Source organism: Streptomyces sp. NPDC020490 (genome assembly GCF_044335305.1).
Classification (GTDB): Bacteria; Actinomycetota; Actinomycetes; order Streptomycetales; family Streptomycetaceae; genus Streptomyces.
The window spans coordinates 147,037-173,415 of the sequence record NZ_JBIRUY010000014.1 but is presented as its reverse complement, the minus strand read 5'-3'; the positions used below and the strand labels follow the sequence as shown (position 1 = coordinate 173,415).

Annotated in this window: 20 protein-coding genes; 11 read left to right on the top strand and 9 right to left on the bottom strand. The window is 72.6% G+C overall.

Annotated features, from left to right (window positions below; all coding sequences use genetic code 11):
- Window positions 1-293: 293 nt before the first annotated feature.
- From ACH4ZX_RS17340 to ACH4ZX_RS17320, 5 genes are all read right to left on the bottom strand, one after another.
- Window positions 294-1,091, bottom strand: coding sequence for a class I SAM-dependent methyltransferase (locus tag ACH4ZX_RS17340; RefSeq protein WP_398272937.1), 798 nt, complete (start codon window positions 1,089-1,091; stop codon window positions 294-296).
- Between the two features lie 171 nt (window positions 1,092-1,262).
- Window positions 1,263-2,039: a hypothetical protein gene (locus tag ACH4ZX_RS17335; RefSeq protein WP_398272935.1), complete on the bottom strand. Its 777-nt coding sequence runs from the start codon at window positions 2,037-2,039 to the stop codon at window positions 1,263-1,265.
- Window positions 2,040-2,043: 4 nt separating this feature from the next.
- The gene (locus ACH4ZX_RS17330; RefSeq protein ID WP_398272933.1) at window positions 2,044-3,516 is read right to left on the bottom strand and encodes a coproporphyrinogen-III oxidase family protein; all 1,473 of its coding nucleotides are present in this window, start codon (window positions 3,514-3,516) and stop codon (window positions 2,044-2,046) included.
- A 266-nt stretch (window positions 3,517-3,782) separates the two neighbouring features.
- Window positions 3,783-3,941 (bottom strand): hypothetical protein, encoded by a 159-nt coding sequence (locus ACH4ZX_RS17325; protein ID WP_351894043.1) that lies wholly within the window; start codon window positions 3,939-3,941, stop codon window positions 3,783-3,785.
- A gap of 116 nt (window positions 3,942-4,057) precedes the next feature.
- Window positions 4,058-5,398 (bottom strand): radical SAM/SPASM domain-containing protein, encoded by a 1,341-nt coding sequence (locus tag ACH4ZX_RS17320; RefSeq protein ID WP_398272931.1) that lies wholly within the window; start codon window positions 5,396-5,398, stop codon window positions 4,058-4,060.
- A gap of 152 nt (window positions 5,399-5,550) precedes the next feature.
- Here ACH4ZX_RS17320 and ACH4ZX_RS17315 point away from each other — a divergent pair, with 152 nt between their 5' ends.
- A complete protein-coding gene (locus ACH4ZX_RS17315) occupies window positions 5,551-5,958 on the top strand; it encodes a DUF6278 family protein (protein ID WP_398272929.1) in 408 nt (135 codons plus the stop codon).
- A 562-nt stretch (window positions 5,959-6,520) separates the two neighbouring features.
- Here ACH4ZX_RS17315 and ACH4ZX_RS17310 read toward each other — a convergent pair.
- Window positions 6,521-7,276 carry a hypothetical protein gene (locus ACH4ZX_RS17310; protein WP_398272927.1) on the bottom strand — a complete coding sequence of 252 codons (756 nt, stop codon included), beginning with the start codon at window positions 7,274-7,276 and terminating at the stop codon, window positions 6,521-6,523.
- Window positions 7,277-7,404: 128 nt separating this feature from the next.
- Between ACH4ZX_RS17310 and ggt the strand changes: the two genes are divergently transcribed.
- Entirely contained in the window at window positions 7,405-9,204 is a 1,800-nt protein-coding gene (gene ggt / locus ACH4ZX_RS17305; RefSeq protein ID WP_398272925.1) for a gamma-glutamyltransferase, read from the top strand.
- 273 nt (window positions 9,205-9,477) lie between these two features.
- Here ggt and ACH4ZX_RS17300 read toward each other — a convergent pair whose 3' ends face one another.
- Entirely contained in the window at window positions 9,478-12,012 is a 2,535-nt protein-coding gene (locus tag ACH4ZX_RS17300) for an ATP-dependent Clp protease ATP-binding subunit (RefSeq protein ID WP_398272923.1), read from the bottom strand.
- A gap of 220 nt (window positions 12,013-12,232) precedes the next feature.
- Between ACH4ZX_RS17300 and ACH4ZX_RS17295 the strand changes: the two genes are divergently transcribed.
- From ACH4ZX_RS17295 to ACH4ZX_RS17255, 9 genes are all read left to right on the top strand, one after another.
- Window positions 12,233-12,484 carry a helix-turn-helix domain-containing protein gene (locus ACH4ZX_RS17295; protein WP_398272921.1) on the top strand — a complete coding sequence of 84 codons (252 nt, stop codon included), beginning with the start codon at window positions 12,233-12,235 and terminating at the stop codon, window positions 12,482-12,484.
- 133 nt (window positions 12,485-12,617) lie between these two features.
- Window positions 12,618-14,951, top strand: a complete 2,334-nt coding sequence (locus tag ACH4ZX_RS17290; protein WP_398272920.1) for a hypothetical protein — start codon at window positions 12,618-12,620, stop codon at window positions 14,949-14,951.
- A gap of 188 nt (window positions 14,952-15,139) precedes the next feature.
- The gene (locus ACH4ZX_RS17285; RefSeq protein ID WP_398272918.1) at window positions 15,140-15,982 is read left to right on the top strand and encodes a nitrilase-related carbon-nitrogen hydrolase; all 843 of its coding nucleotides are present in this window, start codon (window positions 15,140-15,142) and stop codon (window positions 15,980-15,982) included.
- Window positions 15,979-17,265, top strand: coding sequence for an aspartate aminotransferase family protein (locus ACH4ZX_RS17280; RefSeq protein WP_398272916.1), 1,287 nt, complete (start codon window positions 15,979-15,981; stop codon window positions 17,263-17,265). Before ACH4ZX_RS17285 ends, ACH4ZX_RS17280 begins: the two co-directional genes overlap by 4 nt.
- An 80-nt stretch (window positions 17,266-17,345) precedes the next feature.
- Window positions 17,346-18,980, top strand: a complete 1,635-nt coding sequence (locus ACH4ZX_RS17275; protein WP_398272914.1) for a PucR family transcriptional regulator — start codon at window positions 17,346-17,348, stop codon at window positions 18,978-18,980.
- A 155-nt stretch (window positions 18,981-19,135) separates the two neighbouring features.
- Window positions 19,136-19,978, top strand: coding sequence for a nitrilase-related carbon-nitrogen hydrolase (locus ACH4ZX_RS17270; protein ID WP_398272912.1), 843 nt, complete (start codon window positions 19,136-19,138; stop codon window positions 19,976-19,978).
- Between the two features lie 31 nt (window positions 19,979-20,009).
- Window positions 20,010-21,413 (top strand): dihydropyrimidinase, encoded by a 1,404-nt coding sequence (hydA, locus tag ACH4ZX_RS17265; RefSeq protein ID WP_398272910.1) that lies wholly within the window; start codon window positions 20,010-20,012, stop codon window positions 21,411-21,413.
- A gap of 11 nt (window positions 21,414-21,424) precedes the next feature.
- Window positions 21,425-22,447: a TIGR03842 family LLM class F420-dependent oxidoreductase gene (locus ACH4ZX_RS17260; protein WP_398272908.1), complete on the top strand. Its 1,023-nt coding sequence runs from the start codon at window positions 21,425-21,427 to the stop codon at window positions 22,445-22,447.
- A 122-nt stretch (window positions 22,448-22,569) separates the two neighbouring features.
- Window positions 22,570-24,096, top strand: a complete 1,527-nt coding sequence (locus tag ACH4ZX_RS17255; RefSeq protein ID WP_398272906.1) for an NCS1 family nucleobase:cation symporter-1 — start codon at window positions 22,570-22,572, stop codon at window positions 24,094-24,096.
- Between the two features lie 61 nt (window positions 24,097-24,157).
- Here the strand turns inward: ACH4ZX_RS17255 and ACH4ZX_RS17250 are convergent, their stop codons facing one another.
- Both ACH4ZX_RS17250 and ACH4ZX_RS17245 read right to left on the bottom strand, forming a co-directional pair.
- Window positions 24,158-24,814, bottom strand: coding sequence for a hypothetical protein (locus tag ACH4ZX_RS17250; protein ID WP_398272904.1), 657 nt, complete (start codon window positions 24,812-24,814; stop codon window positions 24,158-24,160).
- Between the two features lie 529 nt (window positions 24,815-25,343).
- Complete coding sequence (locus ACH4ZX_RS17245) at window positions 25,344-26,336, bottom strand: phospholipase D-like domain-containing protein (protein WP_398272902.1); 993 nt, start codon at window positions 26,334-26,336, stop codon at window positions 25,344-25,346.
- Window positions 26,337-26,379: the final 43 nt, after the last annotated feature.

Here is a 26,379-nt window from a genome sequence, read left to right as displayed (position 1 = left end):
CCTCCGGCCGCACGTCCAGCAGTTCGCCCAGGCGCGTCCGCAGCAGCCGCAGCAGCGCGCTCACCTGATCGGTGCCGTAGCTCTCCTTGCAGACGACGAACCCGGCCGGGGCCGGACCGCGCTCACCCTCGCGCCACTCCGGACGGTGATACGTCCCCGGCGCGAGCTGCTCCCACCACACCCAGCAGTGCCCGGCCGGCAGACCGAGCAACTCCGTGACGGAGTTGGCAAGTTGCTCCAGGACCGCGGCGCCCGGACTCGGCGCCGGAGAGTGCAGCCTGATCACCGGCATCTCAGCGCACCCCGCCCAGCGGCTTGACGCCGATCAGCATGCAGGTGCGCACCGGGATGAGGAACTCGTCGCCGTCCTGACGGATGCCGAGCGCGGCGCGGTGCGCCTCGGGCGCCGCGGCCAGCCGGCGGCGGATCGCGTGCTCGGCCTCGGCCCCCGAGGAGGCGATCTCGCACCACCGCTTGACCGGCACGCCGGTCCGGCTCTCGGCCTGCTCACCGCGGGCGACCGGGACGTTCAGCCCGGCGCCCTGCAGGAATCCGATCCATTCGGTGAGGGTGTAGCTGCGCATGTGGGTCGGGTCGTGCAGGACCTCCAGCTCGTGGTTGAGCGTGTCGATCTCCGGGTCCTCGTTGCCCTCCAGGTCGATCACGGCCAGCCGTCCGCCGGGGCGCAGCAGCCGGGTCATCTCGGCGACCGCCTTCCGGATGTCCAGGAAGTGGTGCGGGGCGAGCCGGGAGACCACCAGGTCGAACGAGGCGTCGGGGAAGGGCAGTTCCTCGGCGGCGGCCTGCGCGGTCTCGACGGTGACCGACCGCTCCGCCGCCAGTGCGCGGAAGGACTCCAGCATCGACGGCGCGGGGTCCACGCCGACGAGCCGGGCCGGGTGCTCGTCGGCGAAGGACAGCGCCAGGTGGCCTGCGCCGCAGGCGACGTCGCAGATCGCGCTGCCGGTCTGCGAGCCGAGCGTCTCGTGGAGCGCCTCCATCGTCGGGCTCGACCGGTGCACCTCGCTGGTGGCGAAGTTACCGGCGATCTTGTCGAAACGCCGGCTGGAGAGCGTCTCGGTGGCGGGCATGTCGTCCTCTTTCCTTCGGCGGACCGGAGTGACCGGGAGGTACTGAACGGTGCTGATGGAGCCGAGCTGCTGGAGCTGACCTGCTGATGGAGCCGACGGATCCTCCCCGGGCGCCCGTCCCCGAGCACCCGTCCCCGAGCGCCCGTCCCCGAGGGCCGCCCCCGAGCCCCGTCACCAGGCGGGCACCACCAGCGAGCCGAGCTCCGCGAGCGGGTCCCGGGCGGGGCCGGAACCGCACGGGTGGAGGGTGTGGCCGAGCCCTTCGAGCACATGGACCCGGACCGCCGGCGTGGGGGAGCCGATGAGGTGGCGTGCGGACCAGTCGGCGTAGACGGTGGGCTCGAAGACGACCGGCGGCAGTGAGGTGTCGAAGCTGTCGACGAAGCCGAGCAGGTCGTGGCCGCCGTAGACGAGTTCGATGGCGGGGATGCGGGAGGTCAGGAAGACGTCGTCGTCGACCACGGTGCCCACCAGGACCAGCCGGTCCGCGCGCGCGGGCGCGCCCGACTCCAGCAGCCGCAGCAGGGCCTGCCCGCCGAGCGAGAACCCGATCAGGACGAGCGGCCCGGTCAGCAGGTGGCGGTGGCCGTCCAGGAGCTGTTGCAGCCGTTCGGCCCGCGCGCGCACGTCCGGCTCCCCGGCGGGCGTGCCGGGGTCCCGGGCGGGCATGTCGCACTCCAGCACCTGCGCGCCGGAAGCGACCAGACCGGCCGTCAGCCGCCCGAGCAGCAGGTCGTCCCGGCCCTCGCCGTCGAGGGCCGAGACGGCTCCGGGACCGGCGAGCAGCACGGTGCGGCTCGCCGGCGTGGCGGGGAACGACCGCCTGGTGCGGTACGCCGTCCCGCCGCCGTCCCTGCGCCACCGCAGGTGCCGGTGGACCCGGTGGGCCCGGTCCACCCCATGCGGCCGCTGGACCTGCTGGAGGTCCTGGACCTGATCGACGCTCACCGGATCACCTCCGGCACACGGCGTCGGCGAAGCTGCCGATGCGCTGGTGGAAGTAGACGCTGATGATCTCCTCGTGCAGGGCCTCGCCGTCCAGCGTCGGCACCACGCTCTCCGCCGTCCCCGGCACCGGCTCGACGAGCCGGCGCTCCAGCAGTTCGGCGAACACCGAGGCGAACGGCTCGTCCCGGAACAGCTCGACGCCGAACCGGCGGCGGAACCGGCCCGCGTCGATGGGCTGGTTGGCCTTGAAGTTGAAGCCGAGCACCAGCCCGGCCGCCTCCAGGCCCGCCAGCCGGCGCCCGAAGGCCAGCGGCAGACCGGGGCCCTGCTTCAGGTGCCGGGCGTAGCCGCTGATGTCGGCGATGTTGTGGGTCTGCACCACCGTGTCGTCGTCGCCGGTGAGCCAGCCGTAGGCGCCGGGGCCGTAGGCGATCATGGAGTCGTGGCGCTGCCACTTGTTGCGCGACACCCGCGGGATGTTGCCGTCCGGGTAGACGCCGGGCCGGTTCCACCAGCCGCACGGGCTCGGGTGGTAGCCGGCGTCGAGCAGCAGCTCCACGATGGCCTCGCGCATCGCGTAGGTGTCGTCGAGGCCGGGGAACAGGTCGTCCTCGCGCAGCCGGTCCCGGACGCTCTCGACGTTCCACAGGGCCCGGTTGCCGATGCCCATCTTCGCCCGGTCCGCGTTGCGCAGCCGGTAGATGGTGATCGTCGGCACGCCCCGGTCGATCAGGCAGCGGATGTCGTCGGCCACCTTCGCCGGGGTCTGGTGCGGCAGGCCGAACATCATGTCGACGTTGAACGGCTTGCCGGTGGCCCGGAGTTTGTCGATGGCCGTGAGCGACATGGCCGCGTCGTGGCCCCGGCCCGCGAAGGCGTTGACCTCGCTCTGCAGCGACTGCACGCCCACGCTGAACCGGTTGAAGCCGATCTCGCAGGCCTCGGCCAGCTCGTCGTGCTGGAAGTTGTCGGGGTTTCCCTCGAGAGAGATCTCGCAGTCCCCGGTCAGCGTGTAGGAGGCCCGCATGTGGCCGGTCAGGCGCCGCAGCTGCTCGGTGCCCAGCAGCGAGGCGGTGCCGCCCCCGAGGTAGACGGACTCGATCGCGGCCTCGGCCAGCCAGGGGGCGTGGGCGAGCCGGCGGCGGGACTCGTCGAGCAGCATGTCGGTCCACTTCTGCGGCGCCCTGTCCCCCTCGGGGCCGCTGGGGACCTTGCGCTTGACGTAGTTGCAGAAGTGGCAGATGTACGCGCACAGCGGCACGTGGAAGTACAGGTGGGCGGGCCGCCCGGCGCCGGGGTGGGCGCGCAGGGCGTCGGCGACCTCGGCGGGCGTCAGCCGCTCGCCGTAGTTGGCCGTGACGTTGATGTTGTAGTCGTCCTGGCCGATCCGCAGCGCGGGGTTCTCCCGGAGCAGCCGCGCGAGACCCGTGCCGGGGCGCACGGCGGTGGTGCCGGCTGAAGCAACCGTCTTGCTCATCGCGACCTCGTCTCCTCACACCTCGTCGGACTCGGCCGTTCCCGGCCCGTCCCTCTGCGGGCCGGGAAGGCCGTGCGGCGCCCGCCCCTGTGGGTCCTTGTCGGGGTGCTCGTCGGGCGCGCTCCCCGGCCCATCCCTCTACGGGCCGGGAAGACCGTGCGGCGCCCGCCCCCGCGCGTCGTCGGGGGCTCGTCGGGCGCGCTCCCCGGCTCGTCCCTCTACGGGCCCAGGAGGTGGTGCTCCGCTCCGGTCGTCACCCGGGTGGATCAGATCTCGACCTCGATGACCGTGGCCTCGGTGATGTTGGTGGCCTCCACCAGGGTCTCGGCGGGTGCGGTGGCCGACGCGGCGCCGACGGCGCTCAGGGTCACGCCGTCCTGCCCCGGCTCCAGGTGGATGCGGATGACCTTCTTCTCTTCCGGCATGTCGTGTTCCCTTCACTGGTGGGGCGGCGGCTCGGTGCGCCGCCCGCGGACGGGGGCCCGCTCACGTCGTCGGGAGCGGGGGCGGTGGGGCCCGGCGGATCGCCGGGCGGCCTGCGCTACCGCGGGGTGAGCGTCAGGCGTACGTCGCGCTGCTTGCGCTCGCGCCAGTAGCGGCCGGCGCGCAGCATGAACTCCTGGAGGTACTCGGTGGCCCCGCAGCCGCGCGGATCACCGGAGAGGTTGCGGGCCAGCGGGGGGCAGCGGAACTGGCACCAGATGTCCTCGCGGGCCACCGGGCACGTCCCGCACACCGTGTGGTCCGCGAAGCGGATGTCGCGGAACTCGTCGAAGCCGGTCTCCCAGATCTCGGCGAACGGCCGCTCGGTGACGTTCCCGGCCCGGTGCAGCTGCCCGGACATGCAGTTGCTGCACGGGTAGACGTCGCCGCGGCTGTTCACGTAGACGACGGAGCGTCCGCACTTCTCCTGGCCGACGGCCCGTTCCAGCCGCTGGCAGAACTGGATGGTGTCCACCCCGCGGATCTCGTCCGCGGCGCGCCGCGCCGACTGCCCGGCGGAGGCCTCGGTGCCCCCGGTGACCCCGGCGGCCTCCGCCGCCTCGGCGGCCATGTCGTCGGGGCCGCTGGAGTAGCGCTCCATGCAGCGCCGGTAGACGTCGAAGACCTCGTCCACGTCCTCGGGACGCAGCAGCATGTCCGGGTGCAGCAGGGCGCGGCCCACCGGATGGGTCTCCAGCCACTGCGGCCGGGGGTACCCGCGCTCGGCGCACCACTCGAAGATCTCCTCGGCGTCCTGGATGTTGCCGCGGTGGACGGAGATCGCGGTACGGAAGACGTGCCCGTGGGCGCGCATCATCTCGAAGGCGCGCTCCAGCTTGGGGAAGTCCATCCGGCCGCGGACCGTGCGCTCGGGGTCGGCGGTGTCGAAACTGATGAAGAAGGACTGTCCCGCGGGGATGGCGGCGAGCCGTTCCTCGGTGATCAGCAGCCCGTTGGTGAAGATCTGCGTGCTGAACGGCTTGCTGCGCGCATGCCGGATGATCTCGACCGCGTCCCGGTGCGAGAAGATCTCACCGCCCGTCAGGAACACCTGCAGCACGCCGCTGTCGGCGAAGTCGTCGAGCAGCGCCTTGATCTTCTCGGTGGGCATCTCGTCGGGCCGCTTGAGCGCGGAGTCCGCGTAGCAGTGCTTGCAGCGCAGGTTGCACAGGTTGGTGGTCTCCACGAACGCGATGGCCGGGGCCGGCAGGTGGAAGCGGTCCAGCGTCACCAGCGGGTCGGACAGCGCGTGCGCCATCAGCTCCTCGGACGCCACCGGCAGCCCGGAGTTGTGCCGCAGGATCAGTTCTCGCGCCGAGGCGGCCAGGAACTCGACGTGCCCGTTCGGCAGCAGCGCGACGAGCCCGCCTTCGTTCGTCTGGAACGGAATCTTCTGCACGAGTCCCGCCTCTCCCTGCCTAAGTCAACGGACGTTGAACTCATGACGCGTTGAACTCTACGAGGGATGAATAACCTTGGCAAGAGGTGGTGAGCGGGCGGTGTCCCGCGCGCCTGTGGTGCGGTGGCCGGAGTCGATGCGAGGCTGAAGATATGAACATCCGTTTTCTGGGACACCGGCGCGAGCCTTCACGACCCCGTGACGCGGAGGGCCTCGCCGACCTCCTGGCCGAGTGCGAACTGCTGCGCTCCCAGGCGGCCCGGGAGGGGGTGCGGCTCGACGACTCCGCCGGCTCGCTGGAGGAACTCGACCAGGTACTGCCGCGCTGGCGCGACGACGAGGAGACGCTCGCCTGGCTGGGCAACGACGCGGGCCTGTACCTGGGCACCGTCATCGTGCGGACGGTGCCCGGCGCCGGGTGGGAGATCCGGCCCGACGGCCAGCCCGTCGTCCGGCTCGCCTCCGGCCGCGAGTTCGACGTGGTCGACTCGGGCCGCGAGTGGGCGGCCGGCGGCGTTCCCGAGCTGTCCCAGCTGTACGCCGAGGTCGCCGAGACGTGAGCCGCCGCCGCGCCCTCACCTCGGACGGCGGCTGTCCAAGATCGTCGAACACCGGCCGGAGGACGCCGGCCGCGCGAACCTCGACTACGATGTTCCGCTCACCCCCACGGTGAAGCCCGAACCGCCTTCAGGGGCACCGCTGCCGGGTGGGGCCCACGGTCCTCGCGACCGCGGGGGGCGGCAGTCGCAGAGCCATACCCGGCCGGCGCCGGCCGGAGATCACTGCTCGCGCGGTGGGACCGACACGTACGACGGGTCGTCCGCCGGCGAGGAGAAGGTCAGCCGCGCGCCGGACGGGTTGTGCTCGACGCCCACCGGGCGCACGCACCCTGACCGGCTCGACGCCCACCGGGCGCACGCACCCTGACCGGCTCGACGTCCACCGGGCGCACGCACCCGTGACCGGCCCGACGCGTCGTCACAACGCGGCCGGAGGGGCCGAACCTCCGCCCGAGCTCCGCCCGACCTCCGCCGTGCCACCACCCGAACTCCGGCTCCCCGACGCCCTCCCGCCCTCCCGCCCTCTCCTCCGCCCCGCGCTGCCGGATCAAGTGGCCCGGTGCTAGGTGCGGTCCGGCGTCGGTGCCGGAGCCGACGCGGGCAGCGGCGTCTGCGCGGCCCGCGTCACGTCGGCGACCAGCTCCACCACGTCCGGGCCGTAAGCCTGCGAGTTGACGACCCGCAGCAGCAGGACGAAGGAGTTGTTGCCGTACTTGCGGGACAACCGCTCGTGATTGCGGGCGAGATAGCGCGTCGCGGCCTGGTTGTTGATCGCGCGCTGCCCGCAGAACAGGAACACCGGCCGCGTCTCACGGCGGTCACCGGCGGTCAGCCGGGCGAGGATCGCGTACTCGCTGCGGCCGCCCTCCAGCCGGTAGCGTTCGCTGCCGATCAGTAACGCGGCCCGGTCCGGGCCCGGTTCGGCGTCCACGTTGACGTGGATGCCGGGCAGCAGGGAGTCGAGATGGGCCGCCATCCGGCGGTTGGACGCGGGGCCGCCGACGCAGAACTCGGTGCGCTCGCCGAAGCCCTGCTGGGCGGCGTCGTGCGCGACGACCTGCGCGTGCGCGTTGCAGTCCTTGATGAGCGCCGAGAGTTCCAGCAGCGCGAAGACGTCGTGGCGCTTGACGGACAGTTCGGCGCCGCCCGGCTCCCGGTTGACCACCAGCAGCGTCTCGGAGTTGTCGGGCAGCCCGAAGAAGGCCTGCTTGCGACGGAGCTTGCGCTTCCACAGGTAGGTGCGGGCCAGCCAGCCGAGGGCCGCGCTGATGCCGGCCGCGACCACGCCCAGCACGATGTTGCGCACGTCGTCATTCATGGGCGCGCATGGTAGCGGGCCCACGCAAACCCGTGTTCGAGCAAGGCGCTACGCACGGCGTCACGCGCTCCTGACGGGGCCCTGGCGATGCAATAGGCTGCGCGGACGGTTCCCGACTGGAGGTGCGCATGCGTCGGCCTGTCTTACGGAAACTGCCGGTCCTCGCGGTCTCGGCCGCCGTGGTGTCGGTGGGGGCTGCGGCCCCGCCCGCCGCCGGGACGACGGCCCCCGAGAAGGTCCCGGTCGCCGTCGGCTACGGCGGCGCGGTCGCGAGCGTCGACGCGGACGCCTCGGCGGCCGGCATCGAGGTGCTCAGGAAGGGCGGCAACGCCGTCGACGCGGCCGTCGCCACCGCCGCCGCCCTCGGCGTCACCGAGCCGTACTCCTCCGGCATCGGGGGCGGCGGCTACTTCGTCTACTACGACGCCAAGTCCCGCACCGTGCACACCATCGACGGCCGGGAGACGGCGCCCCTGACGGCCGACTCCGGCCTCTTCCTGGAGAACGGCAAGCCGCTCGCCTTCGCCGACGCCGTCAGCAGCGGTCTGAGCGTCGGCACACCGGGCACGCCGGCCACCTGGCAGACGGCGCTGGAGAAGTGGGGCAGCAGAAAGCTGGGCACGGTGCTCAAGCCGGCCGAGCGGATCGCCCGCGACGGCTTCACCGTCGACGACACGTTCCGCTCGCAGACGGCCGCCAACGAGACCCGGTTCCGCTACTTCCCGGACACCGCCGAGCTGTTCCTGCCGGGCGGACAACTCCCGGTCGTCGGGTCCACCTTCAAGAACCCCGACCTCGCCCGCACCTACGAGGAACTCGGCAGGAAGGGCACCGGCGCGCTCTACCGCGGCGACCTCGGCGACGACATCGTCGACACCGTCAACCACCCGCCGGTGGAACCCGCTTCGGGCTGGAACGCCCGCCCGGGCAAGCTGTCCGGCAAGGACCTCGCCGCGTACCGCGCCAAGCTCCAGGCGCCGACGAAGACCTCCTACCGCGGTCTCGGGGTGTACTCCATGGCGCCCTCCTCCTCCGGCGGCACCACGGTGGGCGAGGCCCTCAACATCCTCGAGGGCACCGACCTGTCGAAGGCGAGCGAGGTCCGCTACCTGCACCGCTACATCGAGGCGAGCCGCATAGCGTTCGCCGACCGCGGGCGCTGGGTCGGCGACCCCGCCTTCGAGGACGTCCCGACGAAGGAACTGCTGTCGCAGAAGTACGCCGACTCGCGCGCCTGCCTCATCGAGGACGACGCCGTCCTCACCAGCCCGCTGGCACCCGGCGACCCGCGCGACCCGGCCGCCTGCGCGTCCGGCGGCACGGCGGCCCCCACCACGTACGAGGGGGAGAACACCACGCACCTGACGGTCGCCGACAAGTGGGGCGACGTCGTCTCCTACACCCTCACCATCGAGCAGACCGGCGGCAGCGGCATCACGGTGCCCGGCCGCGGCTTCCTGCTCAACAACGAACTGACGGACTTCTCCTTCGCCCCGGCCAACCCGGCCGTGCACGACCCGAACCTGCCCGGGCCGGGCAAGCGGCCGCGCTCGTCGATGTCGCCCACGATCGTGCTCGACCGGCACAACAGGCCCGTGGTGGCGGTGGGTTCGCCCGGCGGTTCCACCATCATCACCACGGTGCTGCAGACGCTCACCGGGTTCCTCGACCGGCACCTGCCACTGGTCGACGCCATCGCCGCGCCGCGCGCCAGCCAGCGCAACGCGGCGCAGACCGAACTCGAACCGGGCCTGTACGACAGCCCGCTGAGGGCTCAACTGGAGGCCATAGGGCACTCCTTCAAGCTGAACGCGGAGATCGGCGCGGCCACCGGTGTGCAGCGCCTGCCCGACGGCAGGTGGCTGGCGGCCGCCGAGAAGGTCCGGCGCGGCGGCGGCTCGGCGATGGTGGTACGCCCGGCGTTGTAGCTCCGGCGAGGGTGTGCGCGCCCGGCGTTGTAGCTCCGGCGAGGGTGTGCGCGCCCGGCGTTGTAGCTCCGGCGAGGGTGTGCGCGCCCGGCGTTGTAGCTCCGGCGAGGGTGTGCGCGCCCGGCGTCGTAGGTCCGGCGAGGGTGTGCGCGCCCGGCGTCGTAGGTCCGGCGAGGGTGTGCGCGCCCGGCGTCGTAGGTCCGGCGGTGGTCGTGCGCCCGCGCGTCGTCGTTCCGGCGATGGCGGTGCACCCGGCGGCGCAGGGCGCGGTGCTCACAGTTCGGGGGCGGGCGGCAGGTCTTCCGTGGAGAAGGCGAGCCGCCCGTCCGCGACGCCCACCGTGACCCGGCCGCCCTCGACGACCCGGCCGTCGAGGAGCAGCTTGGAGAGCTCGTTGTCGACCTCGCGCTGAATGGTGCGGCGCAGCGGGCGGGCGCCGTACTCCGGCTGGTACCCGCGCTCGGCCAGCCAGTCGACGGCCGCGTCGGTGAACTCCACCGTCACGCCCTGCGCGTGCAGCAGCCGGCGGGTCCTCTCCAGCAACAGGTCGGTGATCCGCCGCAGTTGGTCGCCGGTCAGCTGGCGGAAGACGACGATCTCGTCGATGCGGTTGAGGAACTCCGGCCGGAAGTGCTCCCGCAGCGGCCGCAGGACCTGTTCGCGCCGCGCCTCCTCGTCGGCGTCGGCGCCGCCCGGCCCGAAGCCGATGCCCGCGCCCCGCCGCGTGATCACGTCCGAGCCCAGGTTGCTGGTCATCACGATGACCGTGTTGGTGAAGTCCACCGTGCGGCCCTGCGAGTCGGTCAGCCGCCCGTCGTCCAGGACCTGCAGGAGGATGTTGAAGACGTCGGGGTGGGCCTTCTCCACCTCGTCGAGCAGCAGCAGCGAGTACGGGTGGCGGCGCACCACCTCGGTGAGCTGGCCGGCCTCCTCGTGGCCGACGTACCCGGGCGGGGCGCCGACCAGACGGCTGACGGTGTGCCGCTCCTGGTACTCGCTCATGTCCAGGCGGACCATGCGCTCCTCGCTGCCGAACAGCGCCTCGGCGAGCGCCCGGGCCAGCTCGGTCTTGCCGACGCCGGTCGGGCCGAGGAAGAGGAAGCTGCCGATCGGCCGATCGGGGCTGGCCAGCCCGGCGCGGGAGCGCAGCACCGCCTCGGAGACGACGCGCACGGCCTCGTCCTGCCCGACGACCCGCTCGTGCAGGTGCACCTCCAGGCCGAGCAGGCGTTCCTTCTCCTCCTGGGTGAGACTGCTGACCGGGATGCCCGTCTGCCGGGACACCACCTCGGCGACGGCCTCGGCGGTGACCTCCAGGTGCTGCCCCTCGTCGGCCTGCCCGTCGCCGCCGGCGGCCGTGATCCGCTGCTTCAACTCCACGATGCGGTCGCGCAGTTGAGTGGCCTGCTCGTACTGTTCGTCGGCGACCGCCTGGTCCTTGTCGAGGGTGAGCTGCTCGACCTCGCGCTCCATGGTGCGGACGTCGGTGCCCTTCGTCTTCGCGCGCAGCCGCACCCGGGCGCCGGCCTGGTCGATCAGGTCGATCGCCTTGTCGGGCAGCCGGCGGTCGGTCAGGTAGCGGTCGGACAGCTCCACCGCCGCCACCAGCGCCTCGTCGGTGTACCGGACCTGGTGGTGGGCCTCGTAGCGGTCGCGCAGCCCGCGCAGGATCTCGATGGCGTCGGGCACGGACGGCTCGGGCACCAGGATCGGCTGGAACCGGCGGGCCAGCGCCGCGTCCTTCTCCACCCGGCGGTACTCGACCAGCGTGGTGGCTCCGACGACGTGCAGTTCGCCGCGGGCCAGGGCCGGCTTGAGGATGTTGCCCGCGTCCATGGTGCCGCCCTCGCCGCCCGCGCCGGCGCCGACGACGGTGTGCAGTTCGTCGATGAAGACGATCAGCCGGTCGGAGTTGGCCCGGATCTCGCCGACGATGTTGTTCAGGCGCTCCTCGAAGTCGCCCCGGTAGCGGGTGCCGGCGACGACGGCGGTCAGGTCCAGGGCGACCACCCGGCGCCCGGCCAGCACGTCGGGCACGTCGCCGTCGGCGATGCGCTGCGCGAGCCCCTCCACCACGGCGGTCTTGCCGACGCCCGCGTCGCCGATCAGCACCGGGTTGTTCTTGCCGCGGCGGGAGAGCACCTCGATGGTCTGCTCGATCTCGTCGTCCCGCCCGATCACCGGGTCGATGCGGCCCTGCCGGGCCAGGTCGGTCAGGTCACGCGCGTACTTGTCCAGGGTGGGCGTGCCCGTGGTCCGGGGCCGTTCGGCGCGGCCCTGCGGCGTCTCGGGGGCCTCGGGCGGGCCGGACGGTGTGTAGCGGGCCGAGTTGAGGATGTGCCCGGCGGCGGAGTCGGGGTTCGCGGCGAGCGCGCTGAGCACGTGCTCCGGGCCGATGTAGCCGGCGCCGGCGGCCCGGGCCAGCTCGTGCGCGTCCAGCAGGGCCCGCTTCACGGCCGGGGTCAGGGACAGCGAGGTCGGCGGCGGTGTCTCGCCCGCCGGGTGCTGGACCGGCCCGGAGCGCTTGTCGATCTCCGTCGCCAGTACGTCGGGGTCCGCGCCCGCGCGGCTGAGCAGGCTGCGGGTCGGTTCGGCGGCCAGGGCGGCCCGCAGCAGGTGCTGGGTGTCCAGGTCCCGGCTGCCGTGCTCGGCCGCGTACTGCGCGGCGCCGCGGACGAGGTCCCGCGCGGGCTGGCTGAGCAGCCGGCCGATGTCGATCTGCCGGGGACTCTGGCGGGGGCCGCCGAAGAAGCGGGCCAGGAATTCACCGAAGGGGTCGCCCTCCGGGCCGAGGTAGCCGCTGGTCATCGTGTTGGGTCCTTCGCTGACGAAGTGCCGGAGTCGGGCGGGTAACCCGGACAAAGGGCGCTCATGCCACGATGGCACGTTCTGGTCCGTCGGGCACGTCCAGCGCCCGCTCCGGAGCCCTGAGTCGCTGCCCGGCGCCACCCCGCCCCACCCCGCCCCGCCCTGCCGGACCTGGGCTGCCGCATCGCGCCAATTACTATACCGGTATTACTATGACGTCATGGTGCGCACCCCTCTCACCCCCGAAGAGCACGAGCGCGGCGAGCGGCTCGGCAGGCTGCTGCGTGAGGCCCGCGGCGGGCGGAGCATGACGGACGTCGCGGCCGAGGCGGGCATCTCCGCCGAGACCCTCCGCAAGATCGAGACGGGCCGCGCCCCGACGCCCGCCTTCTTCACGGTCGCCGCGCTCGCCGGTGCCCTCGGGATGTCGATGGACGAACTGGCTGGACGGTGCGCGCCGGTCCCGCTGTGAACGGCGGTCGCACGTCACGTTCCGGCAGGATCGGCGTACTCCGCGTCGAGCCCGAAAACTCTCTGTAGCGCCGCCGTAACACGGCGGGTGTTGGCTACGGGCCGGAGTATTCCGGTCTGGCGGGAGTTGGGCGATGGCTGTGGATCGACTCCCCGGCAGGGTACGGGAGTTCGCGAACTACCTGAATGGCCTGCTGGGGCGCCTGGACCAGGGCGGCGGCTGGTGCGCGGTGTTCTGGCAGCGCGACCCGGACGGGATGCGGGCGTGCCGCGACGGACGCGAGATACCGCCCTGGGACGTGGTGGAGGCGCTGCTGCAGGATCTCGCCGCGGCGGCCGGGCCGGGGCCGGTGGCCCGCGAGCGGGAGCACGCCCGCGCCCTGCACGCCGCCGCGGTCGCCGCGTACGACGCCCGGCCCGGCGGCCGGGACGCCCTCGGCGACCGGCTCGACGTCATGCTCCGCGAGCAGCGCTACGCCGCCGAACGCCTGGCGGCACTGGGCCGCGCGCTCGCCTCCGCCGCCGGCCGCGAGGAGGCCGACGCCCTGCGCGTCGACCTCGCCTGGGCCCGCGACGACCACGAGCGAGCCACCGCCCGGTGCGCCGAACTCAGCGGCCGTATGGACGCCATGACCCACCTAGCCACCCACGGCCGCCCCGGCCCGCCCGGGGCGGCCTCTCGGACGGCGGCTGACGGCGGGGGGCGGGGCGACGCCGGGACCGCGACGGGCGGCACCGTGTTCGGACCCGGCCCGGCGCCGGGGGAGGGGGCCGCGTTCGGCCCCGCTTCGGCGGGCGGTGCCGCGTTCCGCGCCGGTGTCCGGTCCGCGGCGGGCGCCACGCCCGAGGGCGGCCCCCGGTTCCCGGAGGGCGCCGCGTCCGGGGCAGTGCCGGCGGAGGGTGCCGTGCTGTGGGCCGATGCCGGGCATGCGGAGCGCGGCGCCTTCGACGCCGGTTCGTGGTCCGGTGAGGGCGTCGCCTTCCGCGCCGGAGCCCGGAGTGCGGAGGCTGCCGCGTCCGGCGGCGACGCCTGGCCCGCCGGAGGACCCGTGTCCCGTGAGGCCGCCGGCGACACCCGCCACGTCGCCTTCCACGCCGACCTCCAGCGCCCCGAGCGTGCCGACGGCCGACCTCCGAGACGTGCGGAGGCCGGGTACCCGGAGCGTGCCGACGCCCCGTCCCCGAGACGCGCCGATGCCCAGTACGCGGAGCGTGTCGGCGCGGCGCGGCCCGTCTTCCGGATCGAGGCCCAGGCGGAGACGGGTGTCCCACCCGCGGGCCCCGGCTCCTCCGGCGGCGGCCTCGGCGGCGTACCGCAGCGGGGGGACGCCCGGGCGGGGAGCGGTGGCGCCGTACCGCGCCTCCCGGGGCGCGACCGGATGGACGCGGAGGCGTTCCCCGGGGCGCTCGGGTCCCCCGATGCGTGGCCGACCGGGGCGACCGGGGCAGCCGGGGCGACCGGGGCAGCCGGAGCGACCGGGGCAGCCGGGGCGACCGGGGCAGCCGGGGCGACCGGGGCAGCCGGGGCGACCGGGGCAGCCGGAGCGACCGGGGCAGCCGGGGCGACCGGGGCAGCCGGAGCGACCGGGGCAGCCGGAGCAGCCGACGCACCCGGGGACAGGGACGGGGACGCCGGTGCGGGCCCGCGGTCCCCTGGCGCGGCGTCCGCCGCGACGGCCCCGCCGCAACAGCCGTCGGGCGACGGCGCCAAGTCACGCAAGCGGCGCCGGGGCAGCGCCCGGTTCGCCGGGATGGCGGACGAGGACGCCGCTCCCGTCACCGTGCCGCCGGCCACCGGGCCGGCCCCGTCCGCGCCGGACGCCGCCGGCGCCCGTACGCCGCGCGGCGCCCGGTTCGCCGGAGCGGCCGAGGCGGACCAGGCGGCGCGGGGAGCGCGGGGAGCGCGGGCGCCGCAGCCCCAGCCCGAGCCGGTGGACGCCGAGGCGGTGCGCGAGGTCGCGGCCGCCGTCGAGTCGCTGCTGCGGCTGCACGCCGAGGGCCGCAGCGGGGAGGCGCACATGCTGCTCTTCGAGGCGGCCTACTGGCCCCCCGCCCGCTTCCCGCTGCTCGCCGCCGAGCTGCGGCGCGCCGGGCTCGGCGCCGACTGGGCGACGCTGCTGTGGGAGGCCGCGTCGCTGCCCGCCGACCGGCTGGTCGCCGCGGCCGACGCGCTGGTCGCGGCCGGCCGGCCCGCCGACGGGGAGCAGATCCTGCGCCAGGGCGTGGTGCGGCCCGCCACCGAGATCGGCGAGGCCGTGCTGGGCCTCGTGGCCGAGGGACGCCGCCGCGAGGTGCGCGCCCTGCTGGACGCCTACGTCCGCGTCCGCACCCCCGAGGAGGCGGTCCGCAGCGCCGAGCCCGACCCGCCGACCCTCGCCCCACTCCTCCTCCAGGCCGCGCAGGGCGTGTCCGAGGAGCGACGCTGGGACCTGGTCCACGCCTTCCGGGTGGCCGGTCTCGCCGCCTGACATCCCGCCCAGCGTCCCCCACCCTCCGCACCGGCCACTCCACTCACCCACCGGAGTGCGAAACGTGATCGACTCCGCGGGTTGACGACGATGGTCTTGGCAAGGCCGTCCCGGAGGCTTACGTTCATCCCTCTACGACCTGCGTCTACGGGCGTAGAGGCTCTGACGTCCCGTCGAAGGAGCAGCTCATGGCCAACGTCGTACGCGCCGCTCTGGTCCAGGCCACCTGGACCGGCGACACCGAGTCCATGGTGGCGAAGCACGAGGAGCACGCCCGTGAGGCGGCCCGCCGGGGCGCGAAGATCATCGGATTCCAGGAAGTCTTCAACGCCCCCTACTTCTGTCAGGTCCAGGAGCCCGAGCACTACCGCTGGGCCGAGCCCGTGCCCGACGGCCCGACCGTGCGCCGTATGCGGGAGCTCGCCCGGGAGACCGGCATGGTGATCGTGGTGCCGGTGTTCGAGATCGAGCAGTCCGGCTTCTACTACAACACCGCCGCCGTGATCGACGCCGACGGCACCGTCCTCGGCAAGTACCGCAAGCACCACATCCCGCAGGTCAAGGGCTTCTGGGAGAAGTACTACTTCAAACCCGGGAACGCGGGCTGGCCCGTCTTCGACACCGCCGTCGGCAAGGTCGGCGTCTACATCTGCTACGACCGCCACTTCCCGGAGGGCTGGCGGCAACTCGGCCTCAACGGCGCCCAACTGGTCTACAACCCGTCGGCCACCCACCGCGGGCTGTCCAGCCACCTCTGGCGCCTGGAGCAGCCCGCGGCGGCCGTCGCCAACGAGTACTTCGTCGCCGCGATCAACCGGGTCGGCGTGGAGGAGTACGGCGACAACGACTTCTACGGCACCTCGTACTTCGTCGACCCGCGCGGTCAGTTCGTCGGCGACGTGGCCAGCGACTCCAAGGAGGAACTCCTCGTCCGCGACCTCGACTTCGGCCTGATCGAGGAAGTGCGGCAGCAGTGGGCGTTCTACCGCGACCGGCGGCCCGACGCGTACGAAGGGCTGGTGCGCCCGTGAGCGAGGAACTGCTGGGCCGCCACCGGGCCGTCCTGCCCGACTGGCTCGCCCTCTACTACGGCCGGCCGATCGAGATCACCCACGGCGAGGGCCGCCACGTCTGGGACGCCGACGGCAACAAGTACCTCGACTTCTTCGGCGGCATCCTCACCACCATGACCGCGCACGCGCTGCCCGAGGTCACCAAGGCGGTCAGCGAGCAGGCCGGCCGGATCATCCACTCCTCGACCCTGTACCTCAACCGGCCGATGGTCGAACTGGCCGAGCGCATCGCCCGGTTGAGCGGCATCCCGGACGCCCGCGTCTTCTTCACCACCTCCGGCACCGAGGCCAACGACACCGCCCTGCTGCTGGCGACGACGTACCGGCGCAGCAACGTGATCCTGGCGATGCGCAACAGCTACCACGGCCGCTCCTTCAGCGCGGTCGGCATCACCGGCAACCGCGGCTGGTCCCCGACCTCGCTGTCCCCGCTGCAGACCCTGTACGTGCACGGCGGGGTGCGCACCCGGGGCCCGTACGCCTCCCTCGGCGACGACGAGTTCATCGCCGCCTGCGTCGACGACCTCGAGGACCTGCTCGGCCACACCCGGCCGCCCGCCGCCCTGATCGCCGAGCCCGTGCAGGGCGTCGGCGGCTTCACCTCGCCGCCCGACGGCCTGTACGCGGCCTTCCGCCAGGTGCTGGCCGAGCGCGGCGCGCTGTGGATCGCCGACGAGGTGCAGACCGGCTGGGGCCGCACCGGCGACCACTTCTGGGGCTGGCAGGCGCACGGGCAGCACGGCCCGCCGGACATCCTCACCTTCGCCAAGGGCATCGGCAACGGCATGTCCATCGGCGGCGTCGTCGCCCGCGCCGAGATCATGAACTGCCTCGACGCCAACAGCATCTCCACCTTCGGCGGCACCCAGATCACCATGGCCGCGGGCCTCGCCAACCTCGCCTACCTGCTGGAGCACGACCTGCAGGGCAACGCCCGGCGCGTCGGCGGGCTGCTCATCGAGCGGCTGCGGGCCGTCGCCGCGCAGCTCCCGCACGTCCGGGAGGTGCGCGGACGCGGCCTGATGATCGGCGTCGAGCTGGTCCGGCCCGGCACGGACGAGGCCGACTTCGACGCGGCGGCCGCCGTGCTCGAACAGGCCCGCGCGGACGGGCTGCTCATCGGCAAGGGAGGCGGCCACAACACCAGCGCCCTGCGCATCGCCCCGCCGCTGTCCCTCACGGTCGCGGAGGCCGAGGAGGGCGCCGCGATCCTCGAAAGCGCTCTGCGGAGCATCCGGTAACAGCCTGAGCACGGTCGCCCCCTCGCCGCGGGCTCCGGCTCCCGGAGGCGAACCGAGCCGCAGAAAAGGGGAACACCGCCATGACCACCACCTTCGGATCCCCGGAGCGCCCGGAACAGCCGGAACACCCGGAACCGGCCCTGTCGGTCCGCCAGGTGCTGTCGCTGGAACGGGTGCTCGCCGGCGAGCCCGAGGTGGTGGCCGGCGCCGCCCGGCTCGACCGGCCGGTGCGCTGGGTGCACGTCGCCGAGGCGGCCGACGTGGGCGTGATGCTCAGCGGCGGCGAGATGGTCCTGACCACCGGCGTGCTGCTCGCCGGAGACGAGGAGAAGCAGGCCGAGTACATCCGCTCGCTGCACCACGCGGAGGCCGCCGCCGTCGTCCTGGGCCTGGGCCGGGCGTTCCCCGCCCCGCCGGACGTCATGCGGCGGGCCGCCGAACGGTGCGGGCTGCCGCTGATAGTCCTGCACCGGCCCTTCCCCTTCGCGGAACTGACGGAGGAGGTGCAGTCCCGGCTGGTGCGGCGCAAGTTCGCCGCGGTCAGCCTCTCGGAGTCGGTGCGCACGGCCCTCACCGGCCTCATCACCTCCGGCGCGCCTCTGCAGCGCCTGCTCGACGAGGTCGCCCAGCACAGCGCCTGCCCCGTCGTCCTCACCAACCTCGCCCACCGGGTCCTCGCCACGGCGGGGGAGCGGCCTGCCGTCGACGACGTGCTGCGCGACTGGGAGCGGATCTCCCGGCAGGCATGGGGGCACCACCCAGGCCTTTCAGGCACTGGGGGAGGCGGCGAGGGCGACGGCTGGGTCCGCGCCGAACTCGGCGGACGCGGCGAGCGGTGGGGCCGCATCGTGCTGTGCGGCTACCGCGGCGACACCGCCACCGGGCGGCTGCTCGCCGACCGGGCCGCCGAGGCCCTCGTCCTGCACCGCATGCTCGGCTCCAACACGGGCTGCAGCTGGGAGGAGCAGTCCGCGCAGAGCCTGCTGACCGACCTGGTCAGCGGGGTCGTACCGGCGAGGCAGCTGCTGCCGCGGGCGCGTGCGGCCGGGCTGCCGGTCAACCGGCGCGCCTTCGTGCCGCTGGTCGTGCGGGACAAGGACACCGCCCGGCTCGACCGCGTGCTGCGCATGCTCGGCCTGTCCGGACTGGTCGCCGAACTCGCCGACGGCGCCGTCGCGGTGCTGCTCAGCCTCGCCCGCGACCAGGACGCGCAGGCGCTCACCGCGCACTTCGCGGCACGGCTGCGCACCGAGTCGGGGACGCCGGGGACGGTGGTCGCCGCGGCCGACCCGCGCACCGCCTGGGACGACGTGCCCGCCGGGCTGCGCGAGGCCCAGCACGTCGCGGACGCCGTCGCCGACTCCGCGGCCGCCCTGGACCTGCCGGCCGTCGTCCGCCTGAGGGACGTGCACCTGCGCGGCCTGATCCGGCTGCTGCGCGACGACCCGCACGTGCAGTCCTTCGCGGAACGCGAGCTGGACGGGCTGCTGCGCGGGCCGGACGAGGAGACGGCGGCCCTGTTGTCCGTGCTGCGCACCTACCTCGCCACCGGCCGCAACAAGTCCCGCACCGCCCAGCTCCACCACGTCTCCCGGCCCGCGCTCTACCGGCGCCTGGAGGCCATCCAAAGCCGCCTCGGCGTGGACCTCGACGACTTCGAGCAGGCCGCCTCCGTGCACATCGCGCTCCTCGCACACGACGCGCAACAGGGCTGAAACACATGATGACCAGGGAAAACGGCGGTGAAACATGGCGCTGCGACAAGGTGACAACGTGGCACGCCGCAGGCCCGCAGACGTGACACGGTGCACCTCAAAGCCGGCCCCCGGACTTCCTAGCCTTCTCGCACACCGAGCGACCGGAGGTCCCGATGAGCCAAGTGATCCGCGCCGCCCTCTTCCAGACCGCGTGGACGGGCGACAAGGAGTCGATGATCCAGGTGCACGAGCGGGCGGCGCGGGACGCGGCCGCGCAGGGCGCCCAAGTCCTCTGCTTCCAGGAACTGTTCTACGGTCCCTACTTCTGCCAGGTCCAGGACAAGGCGTTCTACGAGTACGCCGAGCGCATCCCCGACGGCCCGATCGTCAAGCGCTTCCAGGCGCTCGCCCGGGAGCTGGGCCTGGTCCTCGTGCTGCCGATGTACGAGGAGGAGCAGCCGGGCGTCCTGTACAACACGGCCGCCGTGATCGACGCCGACGGCACCTTCCTCGGCAAGTACCGCAAGCACCACATCCCCCAGGTGCCCGGGTTCTGGGAGAAGTTCTACTTCCGCCCCGGCAACGCGGGCTGGCCGGTCTTCGACACCGCCGTCGGCCGGATCGGCGTCTACATCTGCTACGACCGGCACTTCCCGGAGGGCTGGCGGGCGCTGGGCCTGGCGGGCGCCGAGATCGTCTTCAACCCGTCGGCCACCTCGCGCGGACTGTCCCGCTACCTGTGGCAGCTGGAGCAGCCGGCCGCGGCCGTCGCCAACGAGTACTTCGTCGGCGCGATCAACCGGGTCGGCGTGGAGGAGTACGGCGACAACGACTTCTACGGCACGTCGTACTTCGTGGACCCGGAGGCCCAGTTCGTCGGCGAGGTGGCGAGCGAGAAGGAGACCGAACTCGTCGTCCGCGACCTGGACCTGGCCAAGCTGCGCGAGGTGCGCGACCGCTGGCAGTTCTTCCGGGACCGCCGCCCCGACGCGTACGCCCCGCTGACCGCACCCTGACCGAACCGTTCACCCTGGCAGGAGAGGGACCATGAGCAGCCGTACCGTCATCCGCGGTGGCCTCGTCGTCACCGCGTCCGACGAGATCCACGCCGACGTCCTGATCGAGGACGGCCGTATCGCCGCCCTCGCCGCCTCCGGCACCCCGGCCGCCGAGGCCTGGACGGCCGACCGGAGCATCGACGCCACCGGCAAGTACGTCATCCCGGGCGGCGTCGACGTCCACACCCACATGGAGCTGCCGTTCGGCGGCACCTCCGCCTCCGACACCTTCGAGACCGGCACCCGGGCGGCCGCCTGGGGCGGCACGACGACGATCGTGGACTTCGCCGTGCAGAGCGTCGGACACTCCCTGCGCGAGGGCCTGGACGCCTGGCACGCCAAGGCCGAGGGCAACTGCGCGATCGACTACGGCTTCCACATGATCGTCTCCGACGTGAACCAGGAGACGCTGAAGGAGATGGACCTGCTGGTGGAGGAGGGCGTCACCTCCTTCAAGCAGTTCATGGCCTACCCGGGCGTCTTCTACAGCGACGACGGCCAGATCCTGCGCGCCATGCAGCGCTCCGCCGACAACGGCGGCCTGATCATGATGCACGCCGAGAACGGCATCGCCATCGACGTCCTCGTCGAGCAGGCCCTGGCCCGCGGCGAGACCGACCCCCGCTACCACGGCGAGGTCCGCAAGGCCCTCCTTGAGGCGGAGGCCACCCACCGCGCCATCAAGCTCGCGCAGGTCGCCGGCGCCCCCCTGTACGTCGTGCACGTCTCGGCCGCGGAGGCGGTCGCGGAGCTGGCCAGGGCCCGCGACGAGGGCCTGAACGTGTTCGGCGAGACCTGCCCGCAGTACCTCTTCCTGTCCACCGACAACCTCGCCGAACCCGGCTTCGAGGGCGCCAAGTACGTGTGCTCCACGCCCCTGCGCCCCAAGGAGCACCAGGCCCGGCTGTGGAGGGGCCTGCGCACCAACGACCTCCAGGTCGTCTCCACCGACCACTGCCCGTTCTGCTTCACCGGCCAGAAGGAGCTGGGCCGGGGCGACTTCTCCAAGATCCCCAACGGGCTGCCGGGCGTGGAGAACCGCATGGACCTGCTCCACCAGGCAGTCGTCGACGGGCACATCTCGCGCCGCCGCTGGATCGAGATCGCCTGCGCCACGCCGGCCCGCATGTTCGGCCTCTACCCGAAGAAGGGCACCATCGCCCCCGGCGCCGACGCCGACGTCGTCATCTACGACCCGCACGCCGAGCAGGTCATGTCCGCGGACACGCACCACATGAACGTCGACTACTCGGCGTACGAGGGCAAGCGCACCACCGGCCGGGTCGAGACGGTCCTCTCGCGCGGCGAACCCGTCATCACCGAGCGGGAGTACACCGGACACGCCGGACACGGCGTCTACACCCCGCGCTCCACCTGTCAGTACCTCAACTAGGAGTGGCGCCCATGGACTTCGGACTCGTCCTGCAGACCGATCCGCCGGCCACGAAGGTCGTCGAGCTGATGAAGCGCGCCGAGCGCAACGGCTTCACCCACGGCTGGACCTTCGACTCGGCCGTGCTGTGGCAGGAACCGTTCGTGATCTACAGCCAGATCCTCGCCCACACCGAGCGGCTGAAGGTCGGCCCGATGGTGACCAACCCGGGCACCCGCACCTGGGAGGTCACCGCCTCCACCTTCGCCACCCTCAACGACATGTTCGGCAACCGCACCGTCTGCGGCATCGGCCGCGGCGACTCCGCGATGCGCGTGGCGGGCCGCAAACCCAACACCCTGGCCCGCATCAGCGACGCCATGAAGGTCATCCGGGCGCTGGGCCGCGGCGAGGAGGCCGACCTCGGCGGCGGCACCCTCGTCAGGTTCCCGTGGATCAAACCCGGCGCCGAACTGCCCGTCTGGATGGCCGCGTACGGGCCCAAGGCGCTGAAGATGACCGGCGAGGAGGCCGACGGGTTCATCCTCCAGCTCGCCGACCTCTACCTCACCGAGTACATGGTCAAGGCGGTCAAGGACGCGGCCGCCGCGGCCGGCCGCGACCCGTCCGAGGTGACGATCTGCGTCGCCGCCCCGGCGTACGTCACCGAGGACGACTCGCCCGAGGCGCTCGCCCACGCCCGCGAGCAGTGCCGCTGGTTCGGCGGCATGGTCGGCAACCACGTCGCCGACCTGGTCGCCAAGTACGGCGCGCACTCCGCCCAGGTCCCCGAGGAACTCACCGACTACATCAAGGCCCGCGAGGGGTACGACTACTCGCACCACGGGCGTGCCGACAACCCGGACACCGCGTTCGTGCCGGACGAGATCGTCGACCGGTTCTGCGTCATCGGCCCGGTCGAGCGGCACATCGAGAAGCTGAACGCACTGCGGGAACTGGGCGTCGACCAGTTCGCCGTGTACGACATGCACGACGCGCAGGAGGCCGTGATCGACGCGTACGGCCAGAAGGTCATCCCCGCGGTCAACTCCTGACCCAAGCAGCCGGGTTGTCCCGTCCCCCCACTCCCGTTCACCCCTCCCCGGCGCGTGCCGGGGAGGGGGCCGGAGCCCGCACTGGCCTTTCCGGAACCGCCCCTCGTTTGATTGGCCTGCCCATGACCGAAACCGCTCCCCCGGCCATACCGCCGACCGCCCAGGTCACCCGCCCCGACGGACGCGTGGAGATCGCCCCGGGATCCCCGCTGCCCACCGGCCCCTACGCCAACGACGACCTGCTGCCGGTCCCCGTCGAGAAGCGGACGTGGACCACGTACAACTTCTCCGCGCTGTGGGTCGGCATGGCCCACAACACCGCCTCCTGGACCCTGGCCTCCGGTCTGATCGCCGTCGGCATGGACTGGAAGCAGGCGGTGTTCACCATCGCCCTGGCCAACGTGATCGTGCTCGTCCCGATGCTGCTCACCGGGCACGCCGGACCGAAGTACGGCATCCCCTTCCCGGTGTTCGCCCGCGCCTCCTTCGGCGTGCGCGGCGCCAACCTGCCCGCCGTCGTACGGGCGTTGGTGGCGTGCGGCTGGTTCGGCATCCAGACCTGGATCGGCGGCGAGGCGATCTACTTCCTGGCCGGCAAGCTGATCGGCGACAGCTGGGCGAACGCCTCGCACATCGGCGGCTACGCCTGGACCATGTGGCTGTCGTTCGCGCTGTTCTGGGTGCTGCAGATCGCCATCATCTACCGCGGCATGGAGACCATCCGGCGCTTCGAGAACTGGGCGGCGCCCTTCGTGCTCGTCGGCGCGTTCGTGATGCTGATCTGGATGAGCGACAAGGCCGGCGGCTTCGGGCCGCTGCTCGACCAGCCCTCCAAGCTCGGCTGGGGCGGCGACTTCTGGAAGCTGTTCTGGCCCTCCCTCATGGGCATGATCGGCTTCTGGTCCACGCTGTCGCTGAACATCCCCGACTTCACCCGCTACGGCAGGAGCCAGAAGGCGCAGACCTGGGGGCAGGCGCTCGGCCTGCCGACCACGATGACGCTCTTCGCGCTGCTGTCGGTGCTGGTCACCTCCGGCTCGCAGGCGGTGTACGGCGAGACGGTCTGGGACCCGGTACAGCTGGCCGCCAAGACCGACAACGTGGTCGGCCTGCTGTTCGCGCTGGTGACCGTGCTGGTGGCCACCTTGTCCGTGAACATCGCGGCCAACCTGGTCTCCCCGGCCTTCGACTTCTCCAACATCGCCCCGCGGAAGATCAGTTTCCGCGTCGGCGCGCTGGCCACCTGCGTCCTCGGGGTGCTGATCTTCCCGTGGAAGCTGTACTCCGACCCGCAGGGCTACATCTTCACCTGGCTCGGCCTGGTCGGCGGGCTGCTCGGCACGGTCGCCGGCATCCTGATCGCCGACTACTGGATCCTGCGCCGCGGCAAGCTCGACCTGGTCGACCTGTACCGCACGGGCGGCCGCTACTGGTACGACGGCGGCTGGAACTGGCGGGCCGTCGCCGCCTTCGCCGTCGGCGGCGTCCTCGCGGTCGGCGGCGCCAGCTTCAAGCCGCTGATCGACGGACGGCCGATCCCGGCCCTCGAACCGCTCGCCGACTACGGCTGGGCGGTGGGCCTGGGCACGTCGATGGTGCTCTACGTGGCCCTGATGCTGCCGCGCGGCAGGCGGCAGTTGGAGGCCTGAACGCGGGCGGGGGAGGGCGGCCGGCCGGGGTTCCCGCCGGCTGCCCTCCCCGGTGTCCGTCCTACCGGCTGCCCTCCAGCGCCGCCACCGCGTCCTTCGCCGCCTTGATGGCGCCCTTGTTGATCTCGTCCGTGCCGGGCGCCTTCTTGGTCTCGAAGTCGCTGCCGTTGTAGGTGACGACCACCAGCGCGTTGGCCACCCGGGCCACCACCTCGCCCTCACGGGTCTGCTGCTTGTCTTCGGTGGTGAGGTTCACGACGGAGTAGCCCGCGTCGCCGAGTCCGGGGACGTCCCCTCCGCCGCTCTTCTCCGTGAGCCGGTCCTGGTACGACTTCTGCGCCGCCCGGTCCGAGTCCGTGATCTCGAAGGAGACGTCGAGCCAGCGGTAGTCGTAGCCCTTCAGCGCGTTCCAGGAGCAGGTGCGGCGCAGCGTCTCGTCCGTCGACCGGATCTCCTTCCCGGGCGTCTTCGCCCCCGGCACCAGCGACTTGACCGTCTTCGTCGCGACGGCGCCGCACGGCGCGGGAGCGGCGGTGTACGTCTTCGCGACGGCCGTCGACGACGGCGCGGAGGCCGACCGGGTGCCGGTCTGCGGCGCGTCCTTGTGCTGGGCGGCCGGCGTCGCGGAACCGGACGACATCGCCCAGCCCGCCGTGGCGAGCACGACGACCGGGGTCAGGCGCGCGGCCAGCGCGAGCGGCAGAGGAAGATGGCGCACGGGCACACTTCTCAGTGGGGGACGGTGTGCGGAGCAGTCCGCACTGCGGACGGCCGTAGTTTCACACGAGTCCCCCTGAGACGGAAGTGCCAACTCGCTCCGTACGCGCGTGGTTACCGAGGGGTAGGGTGGATGGGCGCCCGGCGCGGCCGGTTCGCGGGTGACGAGCCACAGCGCGTCGCGCGGGCGACGGCGTGTCGGGAGTCGTGCGGGGGCCTGGGCCCTCCGGGGCCGTGCGGGCGCCGGGCGGCGCGGTCCGGCGGGCGGGGCAGTACGGAGCCCACCACGTCCGCCGCTTCCATGACCCGCACTGTCCGCACCGTGACCGGCGTCATCTCCTCGCTTCCCCGGCCTGCCGGCACCGCCCGGACCCGGACGGGGTGACAGCGGGACGGCACGGCCGCGAGTGCCGCCGCGGTGGCGGAACCCAGGGCGTGCCGTAGTCCGCCGAAGAGGCGCGACGGCCTTGCCTGCTCCGTGTCCGCCCCCCGCGTCGCCCGCGCCCGAGTCCCCGCGCCCCGTACGGCGCTTACGCGGCGGTGCCGCCCGCGTAGTCGCTGTTGAACGTCGTCTCGATGGTCGTGGCCACCGACTGGGCCACTCCGGTGCCCGTGAGGATGATCCCCAACTCACGGTTGTTCGAGAGCGAGTTGCTGCTGATGTTCATCGAACCGGCCTCCACCTCCTGGGTGGACAGCCCGTAGTCGGCGACCATGGCCTTGGCGTGGATGTAGAAGCCGTTGGGGTCGGAGTACCCGACCACCGTGCCGCCCGCGGCCTTGACCGCGGACACCTGGCTGGAGTAGTTGCCCGGCGACTCCAGGACCACCCGCACCTTCACGCCCGCCTCGGCTCTGGCGACGATGGCGTTGACCACCGTGCTGTCGCTGAACTCCAGTTCCTCGACGTCGAGCGTCTTGGTGGCCGCGTTGATCACGGACAGCAGCCGGCTGCGGGAGTCGGTGGGCGACCACAGCAGGTGGTCGCCGTCGGTGGGAGTGACCGAGGTGCCGGCGTAGTCCGCGTTGAAGACCTTCTCGATCGCGGCGACGTCACGGGTGTCGTCGGTGAACACGCCGTAGTCACGGCCGGTCGAGTAGTACTGCGAGGTGAGGTTGCCGGTCAGGATCAGCGACTTGACGCCGTCCACCGTGATCGTCTTCTGGTGGGTGTAGACGAAACTGGTGGGCGACCAGGCGACTCCCACGCCCGCGTTCGTCAGCGCCGTGTACGCCGAGCTGTTGGCGGACTTGTGGGCCTGGTCCAGCACCACCCGCACCGTGACGCCCTTGTTCTTCAGGGCTATCAGGTCGTTGACGGCCGTGGTGTCCTCCAGCTCGTACATGGTCATGTCGAGGGAGGTGGTGGCCGAGTTGATGAAGTCGTAGATCGTGGGTTCGCTGCCGCTGAGCGAGAAGGCGAAAGCGGAGTAGCTCGCGGCGTTCGCGGGGACGGCGGTGGCGAGCACGGCGGTGCCGGCCGCCAGGGCGACACCTGCCCGGCCGAGGACCTTCCACAACATGCGTGACTCCTAGTCGAGTTGAAGCCCACGTGGGGGGTGGAGG